The sequence below is a fragment of the Methylophaga sp. UBA3613 genome, from assembly GCF_002375415.1.
Classification (GTDB): domain Bacteria; phylum Pseudomonadota; class Gammaproteobacteria; order Nitrosococcales; family Methylophagaceae; genus Methylophaga.
This window is the reverse complement of the sequence record NZ_DFLS01000007.1, coordinates 68,040-91,471: the sequence shown is the minus strand read 5'-3', so window position 1 is coordinate 91,471 and position 23,432 is coordinate 68,040. Positions and strand designations below refer to the sequence as shown.

Below are 23,432 nucleotides of genomic sequence, written 5' to 3'. Positions count from 1 at the left end.
GGATTTAGACACAGTAACCTTTGTGCTTGATGCTTAAAATCAATGGCATTTAATCACCAGAGTTTACCTAATGCAACTGATGTTGCCATCCGTTTTGGAGGTAAGGATTTCAGCGTTTTGTTGCCGAATACCAGGCCTAAAGACGCAATAGATATTTCTGAACGGATGCGTCAAAACATTTATGACATAGCGTTAGAGCATAAAACCAGCAGTGTGGCAGATTACGTAACAATAAGTTGTAGGGTGGCCAGCATGGTACCTACCGGTGAGAAATCGGCCGCAGATTTAATTAAACAGGCTGATGAGGCACTTTATCAGACAAAAGCTGCCGGTAGGAATCGAACTGTAGAATCCCAATAGGATCTATAAGTTACGGTAAAAAACAAGGCTTTCTCTCGAAACTGTTCGAGAGTCTTATTGATGGCGCGGAGCTGGGCTCCGCGCCAGAGTCCTTATCGTAATAGCAAGAACATAGCCTGATTATCCCGGACAATATTCAGTAATAACTCCGGTTGATTAGAGACCAGTTGTTTGAACTGTTCAAGATTGGCAACCGGTTGACGATTGACCGAGGTGACAATGTCATAACTACGTAAACCCGCGACCCAGGCCGGGCTGCCACGTTCAACCGAGTACAGCATAATGCCTTGAATTCTGCCGTAAGCAGGTGAGCTCTGTTCGATATCACCAAAGGTGGCGCCTCGCAGTTTCGGATGCACATCGCCAGTTTGGGTTTTACTGGATTGGACTTCAGTAACTTTTGCCTTCAGTGTCTTTTCCTTACCATCACGAATGATGTCCAGCTTGATAGTCTGGCCCACCATCAATAAACCGATGGTATTACGCAGGTTATCAGCGTTTAACAGCGAAACGCCATCGACAGCGGTCACCACATCACCCACTTTTAAACCCGCTTTTTCAGCAGCAGAATCTTTAATTACATTGGTTACTACGGCGCCGCCACGGTTGTCTTCAATACCAAATGCCTGAGCGAGTTCTGGGGTAATGTCTTGCATCTGTACACCCAGATAAGCACGACGAACTTCTCCATATTCCAGTAACTGATCAGTAATCTGTTTGACAAGATTACTCGGAATAGCAAAGCCAATCCCTACATTACCGGATTGATTCGGTGAAAAAATAGCGGTGTTAATACCCACTAATTCTCCTCGCAGATTAACTAATGCACCGCCCGAATTACCGGGATTGATGGAAGCATCGGTTTGAATAAAGTTTTCGTAACCTTCAAGTCCCAGACCGCTCCGTCCTAAAGCACTGACAATACCGGATGTCACTGTTTGGCCAAGACCGAACGGATTACCAATAGCGACCACAAAATCGCCAACCCGCAGTCTGTCGGAATCCGCCAGTGGCAGAGCGGTAAGTTTTTCGGGTGGAATGCGAATCACGGCCACGTCAGTTGCTGGATCGCTGCCTACCACTTCAGCCTGAAAGGTACGGCCATCGTGCAGGGAAACGGTAATTTCATCGGCACGCTGAATCACATGATTATTGGTTAATACCAGACCTTCTTTAGCATTAACAATAACGCCACTCCCCAGGCTTTGGGCCTGACGAGTACGGGGTTGCTGTTGTTGAGGTAAATTAAAAAAACGTCGGAAAAACGGATCATTTAATAATGGATTATCCTGAATTCTGACTTCACTACGTGTGGCAATATTCACCACGGCAGGTTTGGACTGATCCAGCATCGGGGCCAGCGTGGGCATTTGATTATCATCATCCAGCCATGGCAAAGGTAGGGCAGCCACGGCAACCTGCGTCAACAGAGTTACACCGGCCAACCAGATAACAGCAGATTTCAGTTTATTCATCATTTTGTCTCTACCTCAAAATGCTTATTCAATGTTCTCTCTTGGATTAAAAGGAAGTTTTTCAGCCATTTGCTGATAAAACTTTTTCGCTTCGGCAGTCGTCGCCGGAGGAGTCATTATCTGTAAAACCACAAATTGATCACCGGGCGTTTTAGCGGGAAGCCCGCGGCCTTTCAAACGCATTTTTTGCCCACTTCGAGTGCCCGCCGGGATATTCAGACTAATTTTTCCAGCTAAAGTTGGGGCGGTAATTTTGGCACCTAATGCTGCTTCCCATGGCGTAATTGGCAAATCCAGGTAGACATCCTTGCCTTCCAACCGATAAAGCGAATGTGGGGCAATCTGGATTTCCAGATATAAATCACCCGCTTTACCACTCATTCCAGCTTTACCTTGTCCGCTTAAACGAATTTTTTTACCCGGTTCGATGCCGGCAGGGATCTTGACGTTAACGGTACCAGTTTGCGTGGCACCGGCAGGACGGCGAATCGATTTATTCGCGCCGTTAAATGCATCTTCCAGTGAAATAGTAATTTTGGCGCTTACATCCTCGCCACGGGCAAAAAAGTTATCCTGTTGACCACCGCCCATTCCGCCCATGCCGCCAAACATGTTTTCAAAAAAGCTGCTGAAATTACCCTGACCGAAGCCACCGACATTTTCCTCCCAGCCTGGAGGTGGAGAAAACGATTGACCGTGACGGAACTGTCCACCAAACTGGTCATATTGTGCACGCTTTTCTTTATCGCGCAGCACCTCATAAGCCTCACCGACTTCTTTGAACTTTTCTTCGGCATTCACCTCTTTGCTGACATCAGGGTGATATTTTCTGGCCAGTGTGCGATAGGCTTTTTTTATCTCCTCTGGTGTTGCTGTCCGGCTTACGCCAAGGATTTTGTAATAGTCTTTGTATTCCATGGGCTCATTCGAAAAAAATTGATCTGGGTCATTAGATGGGGATGATAGGACGTTTTTCAACGTCAATTAAGGATTTTTCTGATGTGTTGTAAAAAGACAACATGAGAAAATTCGTTAACTTTTTACAACATATAATCTAGGAACCATAGCTCATGCCAACCTTACGCAAATTACCCATACTGATGGCCCTGGCCAGCATGAATATCGCCTTACCTGCTTATGCTCAGGAAGAAGAGGATTTATCTCTGGACGAGTTGGTTGTTACCGGCACCCGCTCGGGAACGCCAATCCTCGATTTAGCGGGGAATACCGGCAGAATTTCAGAAGAAGAAATCGATTTTGTTCGCCCGGATCACATTACCGAGATCGTCAACCGTGTCAGTGGCGTTAATATCCAACGAGGTAATGGCCAGGAGCATCTGACTTCAATTCGTTCACCAGTGTTAACCGGTGGTGCCGGTGCCGGGTCATTTCTGTTTCTGGAAGATGGTATTCCATTACGCGCAGCGGGCTTTGCTAATGTAAATGGTCTGTTTGAAGTTAATTATGAACAGGCTGGTGGGATAGAAGTGGTGCGTGGTCCTGGTAGTGCTTTGTACGGTTCCAATGCGGTCCATGGCTTGATCAACGTATTAAGCCGAGCTCCTTCACTGGATTTACAACGCGAAATTGATATTTCCGTTGGGCCGCATGATTTATATCAAATGAAAGGTACAGTGAGCGATACCATTGGGCAGCATGGTTACCGCTTAAGCGTTAATGGTACAACTGACGGCGGCTATGTCAGTGACTCCGGGTACGATCAGCAAAAAGTCAGCTTCCGTCATGATTATTATGGCGAAATTGACAGTTTTAAAACCTTATTCAGCCATACCAATCTCAATCAGGAAACAGCAAGCTACATTGAAGGTTTTAAAGCATATGAAGATGAAAGTCTTTCTCGCACTAATCCGGATCCAGAGGCTTACCGCGATGCTAAATCCACAAGGTTGTCTACTGAGTGGGAACGTCAGTTGACCGACAACTCGACATTAAGGTTAACCCCTTATTTGCGCCATACCGAAATGGAATTTCTGATGCATTTCCTAAATGGACAGCCAGTAGAGAAAAATAAACATAGTAGCGTAGGGCTTTTAGCTGCCTATACAAAAGATTTAAGTGGCGGCCATAAGATTATTTTTGGCACCGACTTTGAATATACAGAAGGTGAATTATCAGAAGTTCAGAACAGCCCTTCAGTTGGACCATTCGTTCAAGGGGTACATTATGACTATGAAGTCGATGCTTCAGTGGTAGCACCCTATGTTCACAGTGAGTGGCAGCTATTAGAAAAAACACGTTTAACTGCCGGTGTAAGATATGAATATACAAAATATGACTACACTAATAATACGGACTCTCTGACTTTAGGAACTCGTTATTTAAGGCCGGACAGTGATAAAGAAAACTTTAGTAATCTTAGTCCTAAATTAGGATTAGTTCAGGAGTTAACTGAAGACACAGCTGCTTTCATCAACTATGCACGAGGCAATCGAGCACCACAAACCACCGATTTATATCGAATCCAACAACGAGGAGCGACCGGTGGTGCTGCAGACTCTGAGACTATTGATAGTATTGAAATCGGTATGCGGAAAATAGGCGACGGCTTGCAATATGAAATTGCTGCCTATCACATGAAGAAAAAGGATTATTTCTTTACAGACAGCAATCAGATTAATGTTCCAGATGGTAAAACCCAGCATACTGGTTTGGAATTAGGGGCTTTCTACCCATTTAACGAACAATTTGATATTGCGGCAAATGTTACTTTTGCAAAACACGAATACGACTTTAATCGGGAAAGCAGCAATATTGAAAAAGGTGATTATCTGGTAACGGCGCCAAAACGTATGGGTAATATTCGTTTAGGTTGGAATGTAACACCTGTTACTCGTGCAGAATTAGAATGGATTCATATGAGTGAATATTACATCACAGATGGAAACGACAAAAAGTACGAGGGGCATGATGTAGTCAATCTACGTGCTTCACATGATGTGACAGATAATCTGACGTTATATGGAAAAGTACACAACCTGTTTAATACAGAATACGCAGAGCGTGCTGACTATAATGGTTTTTCAGATGAATATCGCTACTTCGTAGGTGAGAAACGTTATTTACATGTTGGAGCGAGTTACTCTTTCTAAGATAACAATAAGCAAAATTAAAAAAGCGGTGGTTGAATATTATTTTCAGCCACCGCTTTTTTATATCTAAGGAATGCTTAAGACTGGCGATGCGCTTTACGAGCTTCGAGCCGACGTAAAAATTCCCGCATGATATCGTCATATAAAGCCGGTCCCAGATAGGCATCTTCTACGCCGCTATCGATACTGGGGTTGTCGTTAATTTCAATTAATACGACTCGACTTCCGCTTTGTTTGATATCGATACCGTAAAGACCATCTCCCACCAATTTCGCCGATTTTGCCGCGATTTTCAGTACTTTTTCCGGAACTTCAGAAATAGGCACCGCGGCTGATTTACCGGAATCCGTGCCTTTTTTGGTATTGTGGTTATAAATCTGCCAATGGCCTTTACTCATAAAATACTGGCAGGCATAAATCGGTTTGTTATTAAACACTCCAATACGCCAGTCGTAATCGGTAAACATAAATTCCTGCAACAGGATTATTGCCGATTGTTGGAAAAACTCTGCGGCATTGCTTCGCAGTTCATCGGCATTATTCACCTTGATAACACCTTTGGAAAAAGCGCCATCAGGAATCTTCATTACCAAAGGAAAAGTCGCTTCAGCACAAATTTTTTCCAGACCGGTTTTATCGTTTCGATAGAGCAAATGTGATTCCGGCATCGGCAAGTTATGCTTTTCCAGCAGTTCTTTCAGATAGATCTTGTTGGTGCAGCGAATGATGGAGGTTGGATCATCAATAACGACCAACCCTTCACTTTCAGCACGGCGGGCAAATTTATAGGTGTGATTATGAATCGCCGTGGTTTCACGAATAAATAAAGCGTCATATTCAGCAATACGGATATAGTCACGCGGCGTGATCAGCTCGACATCAATACCGATGCGTTTACCACTGGCGATAAAGCGTTTTAATGCCGTGGCATCACTGGGCGGCATTTTTTCATCGGGGTTGTGCAGAATAGCCATGTCATATCGGTATTGGCGACGCTTTGAAGGTTTGCGCCATAACTTATGACTGAATGCATCCAAAGCATTGGCGAAGTTATCCTGCTCACTGTCAGTGAGCTGATTAAGCGGAGCAGCCTTGATGGCAGAAATTAACCAGTGCCCTTTGTGGCTGAACTCGATTTCGATGATAGGACAGGGATACTGTTCAAAAATCTGTCTTGCCAGCTTCTGCAGGCCTTTAAATTCACATTGGCCAAAGAATACTTTCAGCTTAAAACTGGTTTCAGATTGTTTATCACTGGCCGCAATGACTTTATCCAGATGCGTACCAAAATCTGATAAATCGTAGGCATAAAGACTTTTACGGGATAAGTCATTAATGGTGCGCAAACTCGGCATCACCCGATGGCCTCGTGCTTCAGCGACCATTGAGCAGTAATAACCGGGACTCAAATATTCAAGGCCGTGACAGAGGTTAATAATTTGCGCACGCTCACTCGCACTTGGGGAGGGGGTTTGCAGATAATCATCCACTGCGATGACCTGCGCGCTTGGGAAGTAAGGTGCCCAGTCTTCGATATTTTCAAGAATTATCAAATGGTTAGTCATATGACTTTAGCGTTGCTCCTAATTAAGTTAGTCAGACGATTTGTGCATCATAAAGTGATTGTGTCATGGTTGTGATAAATATTTTTGCCACTATGCTGATTATCTGGTCAAAATCATGAAAGTCGCCTATTCTTCGCCGAATTTTCATCTACAGGAGAGTTGTTGCCATGTATGCAGATGCCGTTCTGAGTGTGTTTTCTCAGCGCTATGCCGGTGCACGTGACAAGTTCATATCAGCAGTGGAAACAAGCTCCATTGTCGAACGGGTCAATAATATTATTCACCCGGTTCGCGGGCCAAAAAACGAACGTTTGTTTTGTGATATTGCCTGGGCTGGCAGTCCTAAAGCAAAAAATATTCTGGTACTGGTTTCTGGTGTTCATGGTGTTGAGGGTGGAGTAGGCTCAGCAATTCAATCTGATTTTGTGGGACGTCACCGACGGTTACCCGCCGATGTGTGTGTTGTTATGGTGCATGCATTAAATCCCTGGGGATTTGCCTGTGCCAGCCGAAATGACCACGAAGGTATCGATATCAACCGTAACTTTGTTGATTTTAATGCCAAACTTCCAGACTCTGCTGATGTGATAGCGATATGGGAAAAGCTCAGTAAGCAAAAGGACGCAGTCGATTTAGTTGGGGAGCAACGTGAGCAGTTTGATAAGCTCAGCCAAGGCCAATACAGCAAAGCCGATGCGCTTTATTTCGGTGGCGAAAAAGCCAGTTGGTCACGTCAAACCATTGAAGAGCTGGTCGCACAACTTAAACCGGAAAAACGCGATAACGTTATTGTCATAGATATTCATAGTGGACTAGGGCCTTATGGATATGGCGAATTAATCTGTGACCATCCCCCAGAAACTGCCGGTCAGAAAAAAGCGCGGGAATTATTTGGCCCGACAGTGACCGAACCGGCTCTCGGCACCTCAACTTCTGGTGTAAAGTACGGTTTGCATGATTATTTCTGGCATCAGCAAGGGGATAACGTGTGTTTTCTGACACTTGAATTTGGTACTTTTAGCAATCAACAAATGCTTAAAGTACTGTTTGCTGATCAACAATTACAACAGTCCGGTAAAATCGATTGGTCTGACCAGAAAACGCTGGATATTAAACACGCAATGCAGGATTTTTTCTGTCCTGATGAGACTCAATGGCAAGAGCTGGTATTGTTTCGCGGGCGCCAGGTCATCGAAATGGCCCTGGAGGGTTTGACTACTAATGCAAATGGCAGTTAATCAACAGACGGATTCGATAATCTTTCGTGCGGCCACTTTAGCTGATGTAGATGCACTGCTGGATATCGAAAATATCTGTTTTGATAGCGATCAACTCTCGCGTCGTAGTTTTAAATGGATGATCAACAAGGCTAATGCCTTATTATTGGTCGCCCAGCAGCAACAAAAATTGATGGGCTATGTGCTGTTGTTATATGCCCGGGGCACTTCGCTGGGGCGCATCTATTCGCTGGCGGTATTACCTGAATACCGGAATCAGAAAATTGCCCGGGCTTTGATGCGTGAAGCGGAGCAGGCTGCATTGACAGCTGGCCGCAGTTTTATTCGTCTGGAAGTGCGGCCCGATAATGCTGGTGCAATTAAACTTTATGAAAGCCTCGGCTATCACCAGTTTGAAATCGTCACTGACTACTACGAAGATCATGCCAATGCTTTGCGCATGATGAAGGTTTTGCAGCCACAACCTGAAGAACTGCATCAGCAGGTATTTCACTATTCGCAAAGCACCGATTTTACCTGTGGTCCGGCCAGTTTGATGATGGCGATGAAAACCCTTCAGCCGGTCATGCATCTGGATCGGGGGCTGGAATTACAGTTATGGCGTGAAGCTACCACCATATTTATGACTTCCGGCCATGGCGGCTGTAGTGCACAGGGACTGGCGCTGGCGGCATGGCGACGTTATTTCAACACTACCTTAATCACCAATAGTGATGATGTGCCATTTGTGAACGGTGTACGTAGTGAAGATAAAAAAGCTGTGATGGAATGTGTGCATCAGGACTTTATGCGACAGCTGGAAACCTCGGAAGTCGAGCAGCAGATGCGGCAAATTGATGTGAATTTACTGCGTGAGTATTTGAACCAGGGTGCACTGGCAGTAGTGTTGATTAGCTCTTACCGACTAAATCAGAACAAATCACCCCACTGGGTGGTGTTGGTATCGATTTCAGATACCTTTGTCTATTTTCATGATCCGGATATTGATTGGGATGATGACAAAACTCTCACAGACAGTTTTTATGTCCCCGTGACCCATAAAGAATTTAATAGCATGCTAGGTTACGGTAAACCCCGCTATCAGGCGGCTGTGATTTTACACTCGACAAAATAATCCTTAAGAACTGCTGCGTGATTAATCTGTCACTTCAGTACAGGAGAAATCTATGCTCGATAAACTTAAACAATTGTTACAGCGAGAATTGCTCGACGATCACGATACCGGTGATGCTGCACATTTATCGGTGAAACTTGCAGCCGCTGCGTTAATGATAGAAGTCATTGCTGCTGATTATCATTTTAAAGATGAAGAGCGGGACATGCTGCTATCTATTTTACAGAAACGTTTTTCACTCGATAAAGATGCGGCCGAAAGTCTGCTTGCTGAAGCCGAACAGGCACACAAATCTGCTACAGATTATTTTGCCTTTACCTCGGAAATCAATCATCGCTATAGTCAGAAAAAGAAAGTTGAATTAATTCATATCCTCTGGCAACTGGCCAACGCTGATCAGGAAATCCACCAGATAGAGCAACATGTAATTCGCCGTATCAGTAACTTGTTGCACGTCGAACACAGTGATTATATTGCCGCCAAACTGGCAGCCACTGGCCATAACTAATTTATACAAGGTTCGGATTCGCCATGCCGAACAGAAATTTTAAGAAATGATCGCTCTTGTCAGTTCGTCACTAAGACGCTAATGGATCTCTTTCACTTTAACTGTAATATGTTGACGTCTGCATGGGCGTGGCATGCAACAAATAACCGCAGTAGATTCGATAAACTCCTTTAAAACGTGTATTGGGCGCTGACTGTCAAAGCGCGCGGTGCACCCGGCACCAACCACGCGCGGTCATAGGAGCTGGCAATGTATTCGCGATTGAACAGGTTATGCACATTGGCGTTCAGGCGCAGGTTCCGATCGATACGCCAGTATGAATTAAGCTGCACTGTAGTATAGGACGGTAGACTGAAGCTGTCGATATAGTTGCCGGCACGTTTTCCCGTATAGTTGATGCCGCCACCGATGCCCCAGTTTCCACCATTGGTCAGCGGTGCCTCCCACATGGCAAGCAGGCTGGCACTTTGTTTGGGGATGTTGGAAAGCGGTTTGCCTTTGAGATTCACCACTTCGCCTGTCGCCCAGTCGACGGCGCCGCCCTGGTCTTTGGTGACTTCGGTGTCCAGATAGGCATAGCTGGCGCTGAGGCGGAGGTGTTGGGTCAGTTTGCCTGCAAGATCGAATTCAACGCCGCGGCTGCGCACTTCACCGGCAGCAATAGAGAACACACCATTGGGATCGGATCCCGTCAACACGTTCTCCTTGTCGATCTGGAACACAGACAGTGTGGCTCCAATACGTTGATCAGCGGACTCAAACTTCAGACCGCTCTCCAGGGCGCGACCTTCTTCAGGATCGAAGCCATTGCCATCGGCGTCGGTGCCGCCATTGGGGCGAAAGGATTTGCCGGTGGAGGCGTACCAGGACCATTGCTGATCAAAAAGGTAGGTAAGTCCCATGCGCGGTGAAACTGCTGATTCCGTTTGCTCGACGTTATTATCATTGAGCTTGTTTTCTATTTTTTCATCAAAGCGGTCGTAGCGCAGGCCGACGAGCAGCTTAAAGCGTTCGGTAAGGCCAATCTCGTCCTGGGCGAACAGGGCGGAATTATCTTGCTTCTCATGCCGATCAGCGATCAATGTTCTGGTATCTGTTGCCAGTGTCGTGTAGATCGGGTCGCCAAAAATATTATCGATTCGCATTGAATTTCTGAGCTGGAGAATGCGGAAGTCTTGTTCAAAATGATAAGCTTCGGTGCCGATCAGGACGGTGTGATCCATGCCGCCCAAATCAAAGTTCCCCTGCAACTCAGCTTGCACGGTAAAGTCCTCGGACGCGAAGTCGCGGTAACGGTCGCGCAGGGTGACGCTATCTCCACTGATGATTGCAAAGGGTAGCACCTCGGAACCCGCGCCTGCCAAGGTACTGTTTTTGTAGGCAAAGCCCAGGCGGCTACGCCAGGTGTCTGATAACGCATGGGTTAACGTAAGTTGGTGGTTGTGGTTTATCTGCGTGGTATCGCCGTCGTCGGGATCGCTGAAGAAATTTTCGTGGGGTACCGCATTGACATCGCCATTGACCGCGACAATGCCCCGGTCAAATGCGCCCTCATGGCGCAGATATTCGCCGTCGTACGATAGCTCGCTGCGGTCCGAGATTACCCAGGTAAATGCCGGTGCGACCAATTGACGAGCACTGTCAACGTGATCACGGAAGCTCCCACTGTCCTCGGCGGCAATGTTCAGGCGATAAGCAAAATTATCGTTGAGCGGGCCTGTGGTATCAACTGCGGTGCGATAAAAGTCATAGCTACCGGCGCTGACATCCAGCGTATGTGCAGATCGGAATTGTGGCTTTTTGGTGACGATATTAAGGGTGCCGCCAGGTTCACTGTTACCGTACAACGCTGCTGACGGTCCCTTGAGAAACTCGATGCTTTCGATATTGGCGATATCGCGCGGCGCATTGAAGCCGCGGTTACTGGAAAAGCCGTTTCGTAACAGGCTCATGCCGGTATTTTCATGGCCGGCGAAACCTCGAATGGCGATATTGTCCCAGGTGCCGCCGAAGTTGTTCTGACGCGACACACCGCTGACAAAGTCGAGGCTGTTGTCGAGACGCAAAGCGCCGATATCGTCTAATGTCTGCCGTGGTAATACCCTGACTGCTTGTGGTACTTCGCGTAACGGAGTATCAGTGCGCGTCGCTGCACTGGAATCAGGTTGGTAATACTGATCCGAGATGCTCGCTCCCTGCACCTGCAGGGTTGGCAGTGAGACATCATCGCCAGCCGTATCACTTGCGGCGAAGGCATTGCCGGTCAACCCCAGCCACAGTGCGGAGGCCAATACGGTTTTCAACGGTGTTCTGATATGTTGCATGGCTGATGTAGTGGTTGATACAGATGTTTCCGTAGCGGCGCTAGTGAATAAGTGAAGCTGACGTGTCATATTCTTCTCATGCTTGATATGCACAGGTTTTCCTTTGGTGAAATTCCATGGCGTGGGAGCCTGTTCACGAAAAAGCTACCTTGAATACAAAGCTGAGGATAATACAGAAGGGTGTTATTTATTGCAAAGAGTTATCATTCGTATTTGCATTAGAGGTTGCTTGCCAAAACGACGCGAGGTTGCAGCAAGGAGGTTTCACTATGTTTGATATTGGCGCTTGCTATCAGATCACACGCCAGTTTTCTGCCAATCTTTTATTGATCAACCTGACAGATAAGAAATACTACCAGTGCATCAATACAATGCAGGATGGCAATATCTGGGGTGATCCACGTACGATCACCTTAACATTAGATTCCAGGTTCTAAGCATAATTTTCGGCAGGTGAATACCCACTTAGATTTATAGTGTGGGCAAAAAAAACGGCGCAGCAGGATTAACAAAAGTCTGAAAAGGTATCTACACGGTTAGTAAAAGTGTAGATACCTCTCCATTTATCTGAACTTTATTCAGATACCATTTATTTAAACTCCCAAGACTGCAATCTCAATCCGAGCTGCAGCGCCATACAGTTTTGATGCATCACCATCTACATCACCTTTAGGTGCGATACTTGGCCAGAGATCGGCAAGTTCATCTAAATAGCCTTCAACCTGTTTAACCGTATCGGCTGACTCATTGCGTGTTTCTTTCGGGAGTTGTTCAAGCCGGCGTTTGGCGATTTGGGTAAAGCCATAAGCATCTTGATATTCATGTAGATTAATCAATTTGCCGTTTTCTACGCCCAATGCATATTCTTCACCTGCAGTACGAATTAAGTCTTTAATACTTTGCAGGGTATTTTTTAAATCCGGTTTTGCTACTGCTTCAGCGGCTTTAATGCCTGCTTCAAGTTGTTGGTAGGCTTCATCCACTTCAGCTTGAGGTGCTTTGCTGGTCACTTTGTCGGCCAGATTGCTTAATGCATCATCAAAGCGCTTTCCACCACGGTATTCGATTGATGGCACCAAGCCCGCATATAGCTCATCGCGTGGATGTTTCATATGCGTGATAGCCATATCGACCTGGCCTTGTTTATATAATTCATAACCCACCAGCAAGTGACCACGGATCAGTCCCAAACGGGTTAAAAAAGCGACGTCATTAGTTTTCAGATCGCTCTCAGTGACGCCGCCACCTTCGCCTTCACCAGCGGCTGCCAGCGTAATGTTCTCATTGGTAAAGTGCATATCATGCGAGATATCTGCTGCGGTGGCGTTCAAACTGATTCCACTGGCCAGTGCAACCCCAAGGCTTACCCATTTTTTACGATTTTCTTGCATAGTCTGTCTCTCTGAGTGGCGTTATGATAAGTTATCTACTTTGCCATAAATGAGTCTCATTCTCAATATGATCCTGCATCTCTCACAATGTTTATCAGAAGTTGATCTTGAAGCGATAAAGGCAACGCTTAAGGATGTCTCGTTCCATGACGGACTGAGCACAGCGGGCCGGGCCGCCATCCAGGTAAAGCAAAATCTGCAGGCAGATATGGCGGAAATTTCCGGTATTTTAAAGCTGGTGGAACAACGTCTTTTAGCTAATGACTTATTCGTGCAGAGCACCTATCCACAACAATTCGTTCGTCTGTTAATAAGCCGTTATCAGTCAGGTATGCGATATGGCACCCATGTCGATGAAGCATTGATCAACAACCAGCGCACGGATATTTCATTCACCTTATTCTTATCTGATCAAACCCAGTTTCAGGGCGGCGAACTAGTGTTAGAAGACAGTAGCGGTGAACGTAGCTGGAAACTGGATGCGGGTGATTTACTCATCTATCCCTCTACTTACCTGCATCGCGTCAATGAGGTCACAGAAGGCGAACGACTAGTTATCGTCGGTTGGGTGACTAGTCGGATACGTGATCCTAATCGACGGGAGATTCTGTTTGATATGGAGCAGTCGCTCCGAGAGGAATTTAATCAAAACGGTAAAACAGAACAATATGATCGACTCTCGCGAGTACGTAATAATTTGTTACGACAATGGCTGGATCGTTAAGGCCGAGATATATTTAATTATTATTTCACGCAAATAAAAATAAGATAGTTTCTATGAATTGCTCTTAATAATTAATTATCTTAGAATGCAACTGATAATCATTATCATTAACGGTTGTAAGTAATAATTATGAATGCGCCATTGTCACTACCTCATACAGAGAGCCTGGAAAAACTCTATCAAAACAATTTCAGCTGGTTACAGAGCTGGTTACGTGAGCGATTAAATTGTTCTCATCAGGCGGCTGATCTAGCACAGGATACGTTTGTTAGATTATTGACCGCCCCAGGCTCTAATGACAAGGTTGAGGCAATTCGTGAGCCACGAAGTTATCTGGTGACAGTTGCCAAAAGGGTGATGATCGACCATTTCCGTCGACGCACGATAGAACAATCCTATCTGCAAGCATTAATGCAGCAACCAGAGCAGGAGGTCATCTCGGCAGAGCAGAGCATGATTGTGCTGGAAACGCTATATCGCATTGATGCCATGCTGGATGGTTTAGGTGTAAAGGTGAAAACTGCTTTTCTAATGTCCCAGCTTAAAGGTATGACTTATCGTGAAATTGCTGAAGAAATGGGGCTATCAGAAAGCTCGGTCAAAAAATATATGGCCAAAGCCACGCAGCATTGCCTGTTATTTTCGTCATATGAACAGTTAGACGTATGAACACTTCTTCAGTAGGTTTGACGCCTCAACAACAGCAAGCACTGGCAGAAGCTGCTCAGTGGTATGCAGAACTCACTGCTGAATTTAATACCGATCACACCCGGCAGGACTGGCAAAGCTGGTTATTGAAACAGCCGGAAAATCAATGGGCCTGGCATCAACTGGAGTTATTACAACAACGTTTTAACCAACTGTCAGGTGAGTTGGCTTTTGAATCACTCACAGCAGCTAACGACGAGCAGGTATCAAATGCCCATCACCTTCGGCAAAGAAGTTTTTCTGGAGTTGACTGAGCCATAAAGGTTGATGTTAAAGGCCTTGGCAGATGCCAGACAGGGCCTTTTTGTTATTTAAAATATGATGTTACCAACGTAATGTGAATATATTTTGTATGTCTATCAGCACTATTTCCCCTCAGTCTTGTACACCTTTGAAGACATCTGCGAGCAGGGTTATCTGTAATTTACTGATTCACCATCTTGCTTATTAGGTTTGGCGCTGCCACGGAGTCGGTTACTTTAACCTAGGATATTGGCAGGGTAGCTATAGCATTGCTAATGTGGGACGTGACCTTTTTAATACTGTAAACAGGAGGACTATTTATGGTTGCCGAGTGGACAGATAAAGATGAACGTCAATATGAGCATATTAAGGATCAGCAGAAAAAAAGCGGTAAAAAGACCGATAAAGCTGAAGAAATTGCGGCTCGCACTGTGAATAAACAACGTCGTGAGGAAGGCCGTACACCTAGGAAAACTAGTCAGGGGACTGGCAATCCTAATAGCCCTTTGGAGTCACGGACAAAACAGGAGCTGTATAACCGGGCCAGTCAGCTTAATATTAAGGGGCGTAGCAAGATGACCAAGTCGGAATTAGTGGCTGCTATTCGTAACAACTGATTTTCAAACAACGTCACTGTCATTTGGTCACTTAGTCGCATTTATCCCACATAGGCCGAAGCTGGCAATTCACCGTATCGGTTTCAGCTTCTGATTTGGATTCGGACTCAGAACGAGAGTCAGGTTCAGATATTGTGTCTTGGGATGGCGATGATTCGGAACCAGTCTCCCGACCAAAATCACTTTCGAATGCGTCTACAAAAGCATTTTCCAGAATGGCGAGAAAGGCCTGCCAGGCACTGACATCTGGGTCATCCAGATTGCCACGTATCTCAACTTGGGTAGCGATACGGTTTTTGGGATCGTTGCGGAATATCTGGCCAAATGCACCGACTATGGCTTGCCAGGCTGCACTGAAAACGCCATCTTGCAGATCTTTTTCCAAATCAAAGATTTCAACATTATCCAGAACGGGTTTTGCATAGCCGGTTAATTGAGCCTCCTCAGCCTGCAATTCCATCACAAAATCGCCGTTGCCTGATTTGAAATTAAAATTACCATAGGCTTCAGAGACGTCATTGAGTTTTGTCAGGTTGATACCGGTGATTTTTAACTTGAGTTCAAAATTATGAAAATCACCTAAAGGATCCAGGCGTCCATCCAGTCTAGCCGAAGCGCTATCTAACACTTGCCCCTCAATATCAAAATTAGCGAATTGCAGCCCATCACTTCGATCAGCATTGCTTAGGTTGGTTATTTCACCGTCTAATTGGTAAAAAACCAGATGTACGGGGGGATCAGAGTTGAAGTTATGAAAATGAATTTCACCATTATCAATATTTAATCGATCAATTTGTAATGGAATAATTTCCTGAACAGTCTGACGCCAGGTGGATTCTTCTTCAGGCTGGTCTTCTGCTTCGTCATCGACCAGATGAATTTCGGCATCTATCAAATCAACGTCTGCAACCACTCTGCCTTTTAATAAAGATGCCCAGCTTACAGAGGTATCTATTATTTCGGCTTTAAAAAATGGTACCGAAGGCTGGTCTTTTTGAGTGATTTCCAGTTGGTCGACAGAGTAGGCGCCGCGCCATAAATGAATATCTACATCGGCTATCTGTCCTTGATAATCACCCATATCGGCCAATTTACCATTCAAATAGTCTTTCACCATTGACGGCAATTGCATGCGCAGAATGATTAACGCGACAAGCAGTAAAATGATGATTATCAGCGTATAAGAATAGCGTCTGGCGATCATAATGATCTCCTTCTGAGACGGTTTAGATAATCTACAAGCTAACGCAAAATCACCCGTCTGAACATTCAAACGGGTGACCTGATTCAACTTGTTATTTCATCATAAAAACCAACTAACCAGCACGTTGCCAAAACCGAATATCACGACAGTTTTGGGTAAATTCGTCCGTCGTTTTAGTATTGGTCAATTGCAGGCAGCCTTCATCCAACATCTCACTGATACCGGCCTTTTTCAAAAGCGGCATGGCATCTTCACCGTAGCCAATAAATTTCATGTGATTAAAGGCATCACTGACAAAGGTTAATGCTGGTGGCATTTCTGCCAGCATTTTCACACCGTCGCTACCAGGCAAAATCACAATGGCATCAAATAACACGGAAGGTCCGCCATCAACCTTTTCATCAACCTTGATGCTGTCACCAGCACTGCTGGTTATTTCACCGGTATGTGGCGCAACAACTTCAAACATTGCCCCTTCTGCTTTAAGTGATTTCTCCAGCGATTTGAAAATATCAGCATCAAATCCATCGGTCATCAAGACACCAACTTTACGGCCTTTAAAGCTATTCGGGCCATTTTTGAGAATGCTTAACTTGTCAGAAGCTGGCAAATCATCCCTTGTTGGCATCGCTGCATCAGCCGGTTCCGGCAACGGATTGATGCCCAATTTTTCAGCAACTTTTTCGGCTAGTTGTTGATCAATATTCAGCAGATGACTAACCATGCGTTTACGGATTGCCGGTGTTTTGACTTTACTGAGCTCAAATGAAAATGCATTGATAATATGCTGCTGTTCCGTTTCAGTCTGGCTTATATAAAACTGCCTGGCCTGGCTGTAGTGATCAGCAAAGGTTTCAGAACGTTCACGGACTTTTGGACCAGATACATCTTCTGGATAACTTTCAAAACCTTTTACCGGACATTCACGTGGACCGCCTTCTTCTTCGCCCCAGCTATTCGGTTCATAGTTGGCCCGTCCGGTAGGATTGCTCATTGCCATATGACCATCCTGCTGGAAATGATGCATCGGACATTTCGGCGCGTTGATTGGAATGTGGGTGAAATTGGGTCCACCCAGACGCTTTAACTGCGTATCGAGATAGGAAAAGTTTCTGCCCTGCAGCAAAGGATCATTTGAATGATCAATACCTTTGACGATATTCTGGGTGCAGAATGCCACCTGTTCGGTTTCAGCAAAAAAGTTACTGACAACCCGATCCAGCACTAGTCGACCGACAATGCGAATCGGCACCTGTTCTTCGGGGATAAGCTTGGTGGCATCCAACACATCAAACTCAAATTTCTCAGCAAATTCCTCATCGAAAATCTGCAGTCCCAGTTCCCACTCAGGGTAATCTCCCTGAGTAATGGCATTCCATAAATCACGACGATGGAAATCCGGATCGGCACCATTGATTTTTAACGCTTCATCCCATAAAACAGACTGCAAGCCTTGCTTTGGCTTCCAGTGAAATTTAACAAACTGGGACTTGCCGTTTTTATCTACCAGTCTAAAGCTGTGTACGCCAAAGCCTTCCATAAAACGGAATGAGCGTGGAATCGTACGATCGGACATTTGCCACATCAGCATATGCATGCTTTCCGGCATCAAAGTCGCAAAATCCCAGAAATTATCGTGGGCCGATTGGGCCTGTGGAAATCCGCGATCAGGTTCTTCTTTGACGGCGTGAACCAAATCAGGAAATTTCATTGCATCCTGAATAAAAAACACCGGGATATTGTTACCCACGATGTCCCAGTTACCTTCTTTGGTATAGAGCTTGACGGCAAAGCCACGCACATCGCGGGCCAGATCGGCTGAACCCTTACTGCCGGCAACGGTTGAGAAACGCACAAAGGCCGGGGTTCTTTCACCTTTACGCTGGAAAATATCAGCAGAGGTGACATCTTCGAGCGATTCGGTGGTTTCGAAATAGCCGTGAGCACCAAAACCACGGGCATGCACCACTCGTTCTGGAATACGTTCATGATCGAAATGGAAAATCTTTTCGCGCATGATGTGGTCTTCGATTAAACCTGGACCACGAGCGCCAGCTCTTAATGAATTCTGATCGTCGGCAATCGGGCCGCCTTGCTGTGTTGTGAGTGTTGAGGTATTTCCGGTAGCTTGCTGATGGGGTTCGCCACCATTACCTCGGTTTGTTTTCGGATCGGTTTTGTCCATGACTTCTCCTTGATTTTTTTGGTGTAGAGGGGTGTGTCGCGAGAAATTTCGCGATTGGCAAGGGCCTATTGATCTTTCATTGCCACCACTTCACGTTGCTCGTCATTTATTTAGAATGACTAAACTTCATTCCTCGCGCCTGTGTGGTGCATTTTCAGTCACAACAGAGGCGGCTATGAAAGATCATTAGGCCCTGACCATTCTGCGCCGGACCTAACTAATCGCATTAACCTAAGTAAAGTGAACTGCGTCACAAAATTCAGAATTAGCATCAGACAGTGTTTACAGGTTACAAAGAATTTTAATGGGGAAGGTGAATGAGGAGAGCGCGTTCGAATTGTCTGAGAAAAGGCAATTAATAAGTATTTTTAATCAGCGTTATAGTCTGGAAAAATAGCCTTGCGGATAATCGCATGCACACCCAGATTGCCATCCACAACCTGGGTAATACCAAAATCCACCGCTACCGAAATCAGTGAAATTGCTTCATCTTCACTAAGCTCATGTTCTTTCATTAGGTAGTGACGGGCTTTTCTGAAAGCGTCACGCATGGCGGCTTCCATAGAGGAGTTTTTATACACTTGCGTTTGGGCATTCGGGCCGAGCTCGGCCTGATAGTCGGAGAAACTCATGCCCTGTAATACCCATTCATCCGGTGTTTCCAGAAATGGATGACTTAGGCCATCCATAAAGCTGCCTTTTAAATCACGTTGTTTGTGTAACACCAATTGAAACACACCGGTTAAAGAACACTCGATAGCGGTGCCACATAATTCCGAATCACCTTGTGAAGCATGTGGATCACCGACCGAAAATAGAGCCCCAGTTGTGGCGACGGGCAGAAATAATTTGGTGCCTTTGCCCGCCCGCCAGTTATCCATATTGCCACCAAAATAGCTGGGTGGAATAGAATCAATCATACCGCTTTCACGCGGGGCGACGGCCATGACGCCAAAATGCGGTCTGACCGGAATAACGGCTTTGTCGAGAATACCGAACTGCTTGTCGATACTAGAGTGATCAACCGGTATGCCAGGGTAATCAATGGTTGGGTGCACAATGCCGTAAGGATCGGTTTGTGGGGTCCAGCGAAAGTTATAAATCGCCTTGGCATGCGGTGGATGGGTGTGTTGGTGTACTTCGTATACGGTCACTACTTCACGCTTTTTCGGTTCGGTGAGCAGATCGTCATATTGAAAGCCCCACCAGGTGGCGGCATTGCTACCAAAGTGTTTACCTTGATGCTTCGGGCTGCAACTGAGTCGTGGTTGAATATCCAAAATGCGTATTTCCAGCACATCACCGGGTTCAGCATCGGTGACATACACCGGCCCGGTACAAATATGTACCCCAAAGCCCTCTCCGGCACCGCGGCCGAATATCGTGGCATCCATCGGCCCGGCACCCCGCCGGTCAACGTTCTTTGTTGTACTAGTCCAGTGAAAAACGCTTTGTGCTCCGGCATCTCCGTCAATCATGCGTTCGCAGTCATCAGACGCATGCTGGGATAAGGTTTCAATCGTTACAATATCACCGGAGCGAACGGTTAATACCGGTTTGATCGCATTACTGAAATAGCCCCAGTGAACGGTTTTATCGGACACTGGCAGGTAATATTGTCGAGAAGAGTGAGTGTCGGTTTGTGAAGACGTAGTGTTATCTTGGTCGGAAACCCGTTTCGGGGCGAGTCGCAACGACAACGCATATTTAGCATGATCATCCAATACTTCCTGAAATGGTCTGCGTCGTTTTTGAATGTCATCATCCTGCAAAAAGGATTGCGGATCGGCGGTAATTGAACGAGCTGACGGTTTTGTTTGCGGACAGCCACGGCGAAGCTGTTCATGCAGATCCTGTGGCGGTGCAGAACGATAGCTTTTCGGTGACATGCCCATAAACTGTGAAAAGGTACGGCTGAAGTTTGCGGCGTCATTAAACCCCCAGCGGTAGCACAGCTGGGCAATACTGAACTGGGCAAGGGCAGGGTTAGCCAGATCAATACAGCAATGCTGTATTCGGCGGCTCTTCAGATATTCACTGAATGTTGTGCCACTGTTTTTGAACAGTTTTTGTAAGTATCTGGCGGATAAACCTTCCTGTGCAGCGATTTGCTCAATATTCAGATCCGGATCGTCCAGCCGTGAATCCACTGTTCTGCACACTCTACGTAAATGGGCCAATTGCACATCAGTAGCTTCTTCATTGGTAGCAGATTGTTTATGGGAAAGACAAGCCACCAGTAACTCGGCCAGCGTAACTTCCAAGGCGGGAAGTTCATTGTTATCCACATGTGGTAACTGTTCGGTCAGCGATTGCAGCATGTTCAGACATAACGCGCCGATGCCTTGTTGGGTGCTGATGCGATTCGCTTCCTGTCGTCCACTACGAACCAACCGGAGCAGAAAGCTGGATGATTCCAGTTTGATTAGCATGATGCGAAACCGAGTTTGTAAAGCCAGTCGCCAGGGTTGGCTTGGATCCAGCAACATGATGTCGCCTGAACGTAATTTGACCGTCTGCTCGGCATCCAGCACCTGCGCGGTGCCATCAAGCAAGGCGAGCACCAATACAGTGCCTTGTAACGGTTGAGTTGCTTTGGCAGTTATGGGTGAAAGAATCTGTGGGGTTGCTGTGAGTTGAACAAATACTGAGTCGCGTGCCGAGACGGACAGTGCCATATGGCCACTGTCGTCATTACGAATGGAGCTTGCAGCATCACTCGCCAGCCCGAGCCTGGAAAGTATTTCATTCCAGGCCGGCTGGCGTAGCTCTGCGGGTATAGCACTGGCAGAAAAGCGTTTCAGGTCAGTCACGGTCGTGTCTTATTCCTTGAATACTGAAGCATCCTTTCGCAAGTGTTATGCCATAACTATTAACGAGGGTATTTAGAAGATAAACCGACTCTAGCTACGCGCAGGGAACATGGATTTTTTCAGGATCGCATGCACGCCCCAGTTGCCATCCACCACTTGAGTGATACCAAAGTCGACCGCCACCGTCATCAGTGATATCGCTTCATCTTCATCCAGATGCTGAGTGGTCATTAAAAAGTGTCGCATCTTGCGATAGGCATCGCGTAAAGCTTTATCAACCGAAGATTTGCTGTAAATATCATCCTGAGCATTGGGACCCAGTTCAGCCAGATAATTGGCATAGCTAAAGCCATGTAACACCCAGTCATCCTGGGTTTCCAGCAAGGGGTAATTGAGTTCAGCCAACGAGGTGCCGGGCAAGTCAGCTTTTTTGTGCAAGATAAACTGGAAAGTCCCTGTTAAAGAGCACTCAATGGCGGTACCGCACAACTCAGAGTCACCCTGTGATGCATGTGGATCACCCACTGAGAACATGCCGCCATCCACTGCGACCGGAAAATAAATCTTCGCACCTTTGCCAATCCGCCAGTTGTCGATATTGCCGCCGGTGTAGTTGGGCGGAATCGAGTTCACCATATCGGCTTCTGCAGGAGCGAGGCCAATGGTGCCAAAGTGAGGACGGATCGGAATACGGATATCACGCAGAATATTTTCCTTCTTGGTGATGGTGCTGTGATCGACTGGCACCCCCGGATAATCGATAGTCGGATGAACCACGCCGAAGGGGTCAGTTTGTGGTGTCCAACGATAGTTGTAGACGGCTTTGGCCCAGTTACGCTCACCCGTTGCATCGACTTCGTAGATGGTAACGACTTCCCGTTTTTTCGGTTCGGTAAGCATATCGCCGTAATGAAAACCCCACCAGGCAGCAGCATTACTGCCAAAAGTCTTGCCTTTGTAATCAGGGTTTCCACTGGGTCTGGGAGCAACATCGACAATCCGAACTTCAAGAATATCACCCGGCTGAGCGCCTTTTATTCGTACTGGTCCGGTACAAATATGCACGCCGGCTCCACCGCCGGCACCAATCTTGGCATCCATCGGGCCAGCACCACGTCGGTCGACACCTTTGCCTTGAGCATCCCAATGAAAAATACTTTCAGCACCGGGGTCACCTTTTACCATCCGTTCTGCATCATCGTTGGCATGATGGGTGAGTGTTTCCATGGTGACAAAATCACCGGACTCTATTTCAACGGTAGGCTTGGCATTCTTGCTGAAATAACCCCAGAGAACCGTTTCCGGTGTGGCCGGAATGTAATAGTGCATCTGGCCGGGTGCGTCAGCATCGATGGGAGTATTAGCGCCAGCGGCAAAGCTCATGGGCGACATGGTCACGCCCATAGCGCCGAGAGAGGCGGCACCACCGCCAACAAAAGCGTTACGGATAAATGAACGTCGCGCAGTATCAAATTCTTCTACCACGTCTTTTTTATTTTCTTCGGTGATGCCGTGTGTGCAACATGGAGTACAAATATGTTCTGTCATGATGAATCCCCTCGGATAACTGCTTGATGTCGGAGGTGCCCCGGCAGTGCGGCACGTGCAGATATTATGTTCCTGAGGGTGAGGTTTCTTCTTGTCAGCTGGCGCACTAATTCTTGTCGAGCAGCATTAATTACGTTGTCGTTGAGGTTTTACTCAATGTCATTGCTAGGGCTTGTTTATCTTTCATATCCCCCACTGCTGGCGGCTATTTTTGTGTCCGACAAGGCGGAAAGCACGCCGTGTAGCCTTCCTACATAAGTGATTGACAACTCAGGCGGTCGTAAAAATAGTCCCAGCCCTTCGGG

The 23,432-nt window shown here is 46.4% G+C and carries 19 protein-coding genes; 10 read left to right on the top strand and 9 right to left on the bottom strand.

Features of this window, described 5'->3' with window-relative positions; translation table 11 throughout:
* Window positions 1-42 precede the first annotated feature (42 nt).
* The gene (locus B3S93_RS09055; protein WP_292402651.1) at window positions 43-360 is read left to right on the top strand and encodes a diguanylate cyclase domain-containing protein; all 318 of its coding nucleotides are present in this window, start codon (window positions 43-45) and stop codon (window positions 358-360) included.
* 92 nt (window positions 361-452) lie between these two features.
* Here B3S93_RS09055 and B3S93_RS09050 read toward each other — a convergent pair whose 3' ends face one another.
* Complete coding sequence (locus tag B3S93_RS09050; RefSeq protein WP_292748680.1) at window positions 453-1,838, bottom strand: DegQ family serine endoprotease; 1,386 nt, start codon at window positions 1,836-1,838, stop codon at window positions 453-455.
* A 21-nt stretch (window positions 1,839-1,859) separates the two neighbouring features.
* Window positions 1,860-2,753 (bottom strand): DnaJ C-terminal domain-containing protein, encoded by an 894-nt coding sequence (locus tag B3S93_RS09045; protein ID WP_292358446.1) that lies wholly within the window; start codon window positions 2,751-2,753, stop codon window positions 1,860-1,862.
* Between the two features lie 152 nt (window positions 2,754-2,905).
* Between B3S93_RS09045 and B3S93_RS09040 the strand changes: the two genes are divergently transcribed.
* Window positions 2,906-4,945 carry a TonB-dependent receptor gene (locus tag B3S93_RS09040; RefSeq protein ID WP_292402660.1) on the top strand — a complete coding sequence of 680 codons (2,040 nt, stop codon included), beginning with the start codon at window positions 2,906-2,908 and terminating at the stop codon, window positions 4,943-4,945.
* A gap of 77 nt (window positions 4,946-5,022) precedes the next feature.
* On the opposite strand, the gene B3S93_RS09035 is transcribed toward B3S93_RS09040, so the two are convergent.
* Window positions 5,023-6,510, bottom strand: coding sequence for a RimK family protein (locus tag B3S93_RS09035; protein WP_292358445.1), 1,488 nt, complete (start codon window positions 6,508-6,510; stop codon window positions 5,023-5,025).
* 167 nt (window positions 6,511-6,677) lie between these two features.
* Between B3S93_RS09035 and B3S93_RS09030 the strand changes: the two genes are divergently transcribed.
* Genes B3S93_RS09030 through B3S93_RS09020 form a run of 3 tightly spaced genes read left to right on the top strand, consistent with a single transcriptional unit; the run spans window position 6,678 to window position 9,370 of the window.
* Window positions 6,678-7,748 carry a DUF2817 domain-containing protein gene (locus tag B3S93_RS09030; RefSeq protein WP_292402663.1) on the top strand — a complete coding sequence of 357 codons (1,071 nt, stop codon included), beginning with the start codon at window positions 6,678-6,680 and terminating at the stop codon, window positions 7,746-7,748.
* Complete coding sequence (locus B3S93_RS09025; protein WP_292402666.1) at window positions 7,732-8,862, top strand: GNAT family N-acetyltransferase/peptidase C39 family protein; 1,131 nt, start codon at window positions 7,732-7,734, stop codon at window positions 8,860-8,862. Before B3S93_RS09030 ends, B3S93_RS09025 begins: the two co-directional genes overlap by 17 nt.
* Window positions 8,863-8,914: 52 nt before the next feature.
* Window positions 8,915-9,370, top strand: coding sequence for a TerB family tellurite resistance protein (locus tag B3S93_RS09020; protein ID WP_292402669.1), 456 nt, complete (start codon window positions 8,915-8,917; stop codon window positions 9,368-9,370).
* A gap of 170 nt (window positions 9,371-9,540) precedes the next feature.
* Here the strand turns inward: B3S93_RS09020 and B3S93_RS09015 are convergent, their stop codons facing one another.
* The gene (locus B3S93_RS09015) at window positions 9,541-11,763 is read right to left on the bottom strand and encodes a TonB-dependent siderophore receptor (protein ID WP_292402672.1); all 2,223 of its coding nucleotides are present in this window, start codon (window positions 11,761-11,763) and stop codon (window positions 9,541-9,543) included.
* Window positions 11,764-11,810: 47 nt separating this feature from the next.
* On the opposite strand from B3S93_RS09015, the gene B3S93_RS09010 reads away from it, so the two are divergent.
* Entirely contained in the window at window positions 11,811-12,131 is a 321-nt protein-coding gene (locus B3S93_RS09010; RefSeq protein WP_292402675.1) for a TonB-dependent receptor, read from the top strand.
* 156 nt (window positions 12,132-12,287) lie between these two features.
* Here B3S93_RS09010 and B3S93_RS09005 read toward each other — a convergent pair whose 3' ends face one another.
* Entirely contained in the window at window positions 12,288-13,085 is a 798-nt protein-coding gene (locus B3S93_RS09005) for a hypothetical protein (protein WP_292402677.1), read from the bottom strand.
* Between the two features lie 49 nt (window positions 13,086-13,134).
* Between B3S93_RS09005 and B3S93_RS09000 the strand changes: the two genes are divergently transcribed.
* From B3S93_RS09000 to B3S93_RS08985, 4 genes are all read left to right on the top strand, one after another.
* Complete coding sequence (locus B3S93_RS09000; protein WP_292402680.1) at window positions 13,135-13,809, top strand: Fe2+-dependent dioxygenase; 675 nt, start codon at window positions 13,135-13,137, stop codon at window positions 13,807-13,809.
* A 129-nt stretch (window positions 13,810-13,938) separates the two neighbouring features.
* Window positions 13,939-14,478: a sigma-70 family RNA polymerase sigma factor gene (locus tag B3S93_RS08995; protein ID WP_292402682.1), complete on the top strand. Its 540-nt coding sequence runs from the start codon at window positions 13,939-13,941 to the stop codon at window positions 14,476-14,478.
* Entirely contained in the window at window positions 14,475-14,771 is a 297-nt protein-coding gene (locus B3S93_RS08990; RefSeq protein ID WP_292402685.1) for a DUF4880 domain-containing protein, read from the top strand. The genes B3S93_RS08995 and B3S93_RS08990 overlap by 4 nt, the downstream gene beginning before the upstream one ends.
* Window positions 14,772-15,080: 309 nt before the next feature.
* The gene (locus tag B3S93_RS08985; protein WP_292402687.1) at window positions 15,081-15,377 is read left to right on the top strand and encodes a Rho termination factor N-terminal domain-containing protein; all 297 of its coding nucleotides are present in this window, start codon (window positions 15,081-15,083) and stop codon (window positions 15,375-15,377) included.
* 31 nt (window positions 15,378-15,408) lie between these two features.
* Here the strand turns inward: B3S93_RS08985 and B3S93_RS08980 are convergent, their stop codons facing one another.
* The 4 genes from B3S93_RS08980 to B3S93_RS08965 all read right to left on the bottom strand — a co-directional run bounded on the left by B3S93_RS08980 (window position 15,409) and on the right by B3S93_RS08965 (window position 23,127).
* A complete protein-coding gene (locus tag B3S93_RS08980; RefSeq protein WP_292402690.1) occupies window positions 15,409-16,581 on the bottom strand; it encodes a DUF748 domain-containing protein in 1,173 nt (390 codons plus the stop codon).
* Between the two features lie 112 nt (window positions 16,582-16,693).
* On the bottom strand, window positions 16,694-18,766 hold the full coding sequence (locus B3S93_RS08975; protein WP_292402692.1) for a catalase: 2,073 nt from the start codon (window positions 18,764-18,766) through the stop codon (window positions 16,694-16,696).
* Window positions 18,767-19,134: 368 nt separating this feature from the next.
* Window positions 19,135-21,579 carry an acetamidase/formamidase family protein gene (locus B3S93_RS08970; protein ID WP_292402695.1) on the bottom strand — a complete coding sequence of 815 codons (2,445 nt, stop codon included), beginning with the start codon at window positions 21,577-21,579 and terminating at the stop codon, window positions 19,135-19,137.
* 90 nt (window positions 21,580-21,669) lie between these two features.
* Window positions 21,670-23,127, bottom strand: coding sequence for an acetamidase/formamidase family protein (locus B3S93_RS08965; RefSeq protein ID WP_292402698.1), 1,458 nt, complete (start codon window positions 23,125-23,127; stop codon window positions 21,670-21,672).
* Window positions 23,128-23,432 lie beyond the last annotated feature (305 nt).

What these genes read in the sequence shown, in the direction of transcription:
- B3S93_RS09055 (WP_292402651.1), top strand. Translation starts at nt 43, where the DNA reads ATGGCATTTAATCACCAGAGTTTACCTAATGCAACTGATGTTGCCATC.
- B3S93_RS09050 (WP_292748680.1), bottom strand. Translation starts at nt 1,838, where the DNA reads ATGATGAATAAACTGAAATCTGCTGTTATCTGGTTGGCCGGTGTAACT.
- B3S93_RS09045 (WP_292358446.1), bottom strand. Translation starts at nt 2,753, where the DNA reads ATGGAATACAAAGACTATTACAAAATCCTTGGCGTAAGCCGGACAGCA.
- B3S93_RS09040 (WP_292402660.1), top strand. Translation starts at nt 2,906, where the DNA reads ATGCCAACCTTACGCAAATTACCCATACTGATGGCCCTGGCCAGCATG.
- B3S93_RS09035 (WP_292358445.1), bottom strand. Translation starts at nt 6,510, where the DNA reads ATGACTAACCATTTGATAATTCTTGAAAATATCGAAGACTGGGCACCT.
- B3S93_RS09030 (WP_292402663.1), top strand. Translation starts at nt 6,678, where the DNA reads ATGTATGCAGATGCCGTTCTGAGTGTGTTTTCTCAGCGCTATGCCGGT.
- B3S93_RS09025 (WP_292402666.1), top strand. Translation starts at nt 7,732, where the DNA reads ATGCAAATGGCAGTTAATCAACAGACGGATTCGATAATCTTTCGTGCG.
- B3S93_RS09020 (WP_292402669.1), top strand. Translation starts at nt 8,915, where the DNA reads ATGCTCGATAAACTTAAACAATTGTTACAGCGAGAATTGCTCGACGAT.
- B3S93_RS09015 (WP_292402672.1), bottom strand. Translation starts at nt 11,763, where the DNA reads ATGACACGTCAGCTTCACTTATTCACTAGCGCCGCTACGGAAACATCT.
- B3S93_RS09010 (WP_292402675.1), top strand. Translation starts at nt 11,811, where the DNA reads ATGGCGTGGGAGCCTGTTCACGAAAAAGCTACCTTGAATACAAAGCTG.
- B3S93_RS09005 (WP_292402677.1), bottom strand. Translation starts at nt 13,085, where the DNA reads ATGCAAGAAAATCGTAAAAAATGGGTAAGCCTTGGGGTTGCACTGGCC.
- B3S93_RS09000 (WP_292402680.1), top strand. Translation starts at nt 13,135, where the DNA reads ATGAGTCTCATTCTCAATATGATCCTGCATCTCTCACAATGTTTATCA.
- B3S93_RS08995 (WP_292402682.1), top strand. Translation starts at nt 13,939, where the DNA reads ATGAATGCGCCATTGTCACTACCTCATACAGAGAGCCTGGAAAAACTC.
- B3S93_RS08990 (WP_292402685.1), top strand. Translation starts at nt 14,475, where the DNA reads ATGAACACTTCTTCAGTAGGTTTGACGCCTCAACAACAGCAAGCACTG.
- B3S93_RS08985 (WP_292402687.1), top strand. Translation starts at nt 15,081, where the DNA reads ATGGTTGCCGAGTGGACAGATAAAGATGAACGTCAATATGAGCATATT.
- B3S93_RS08980 (WP_292402690.1), bottom strand. Translation starts at nt 16,581, where the DNA reads ATGATCGCCAGACGCTATTCTTATACGCTGATAATCATCATTTTACTG.
- B3S93_RS08975 (WP_292402692.1), bottom strand. Translation starts at nt 18,766, where the DNA reads ATGGACAAAACCGATCCGAAAACAAACCGAGGTAATGGTGGCGAACCC.
- B3S93_RS08965 (WP_292402698.1), bottom strand. Translation starts at nt 23,127, where the DNA reads ATGACAGAACATATTTGTACTCCATGTTGCACACACGGCATCACCGAA.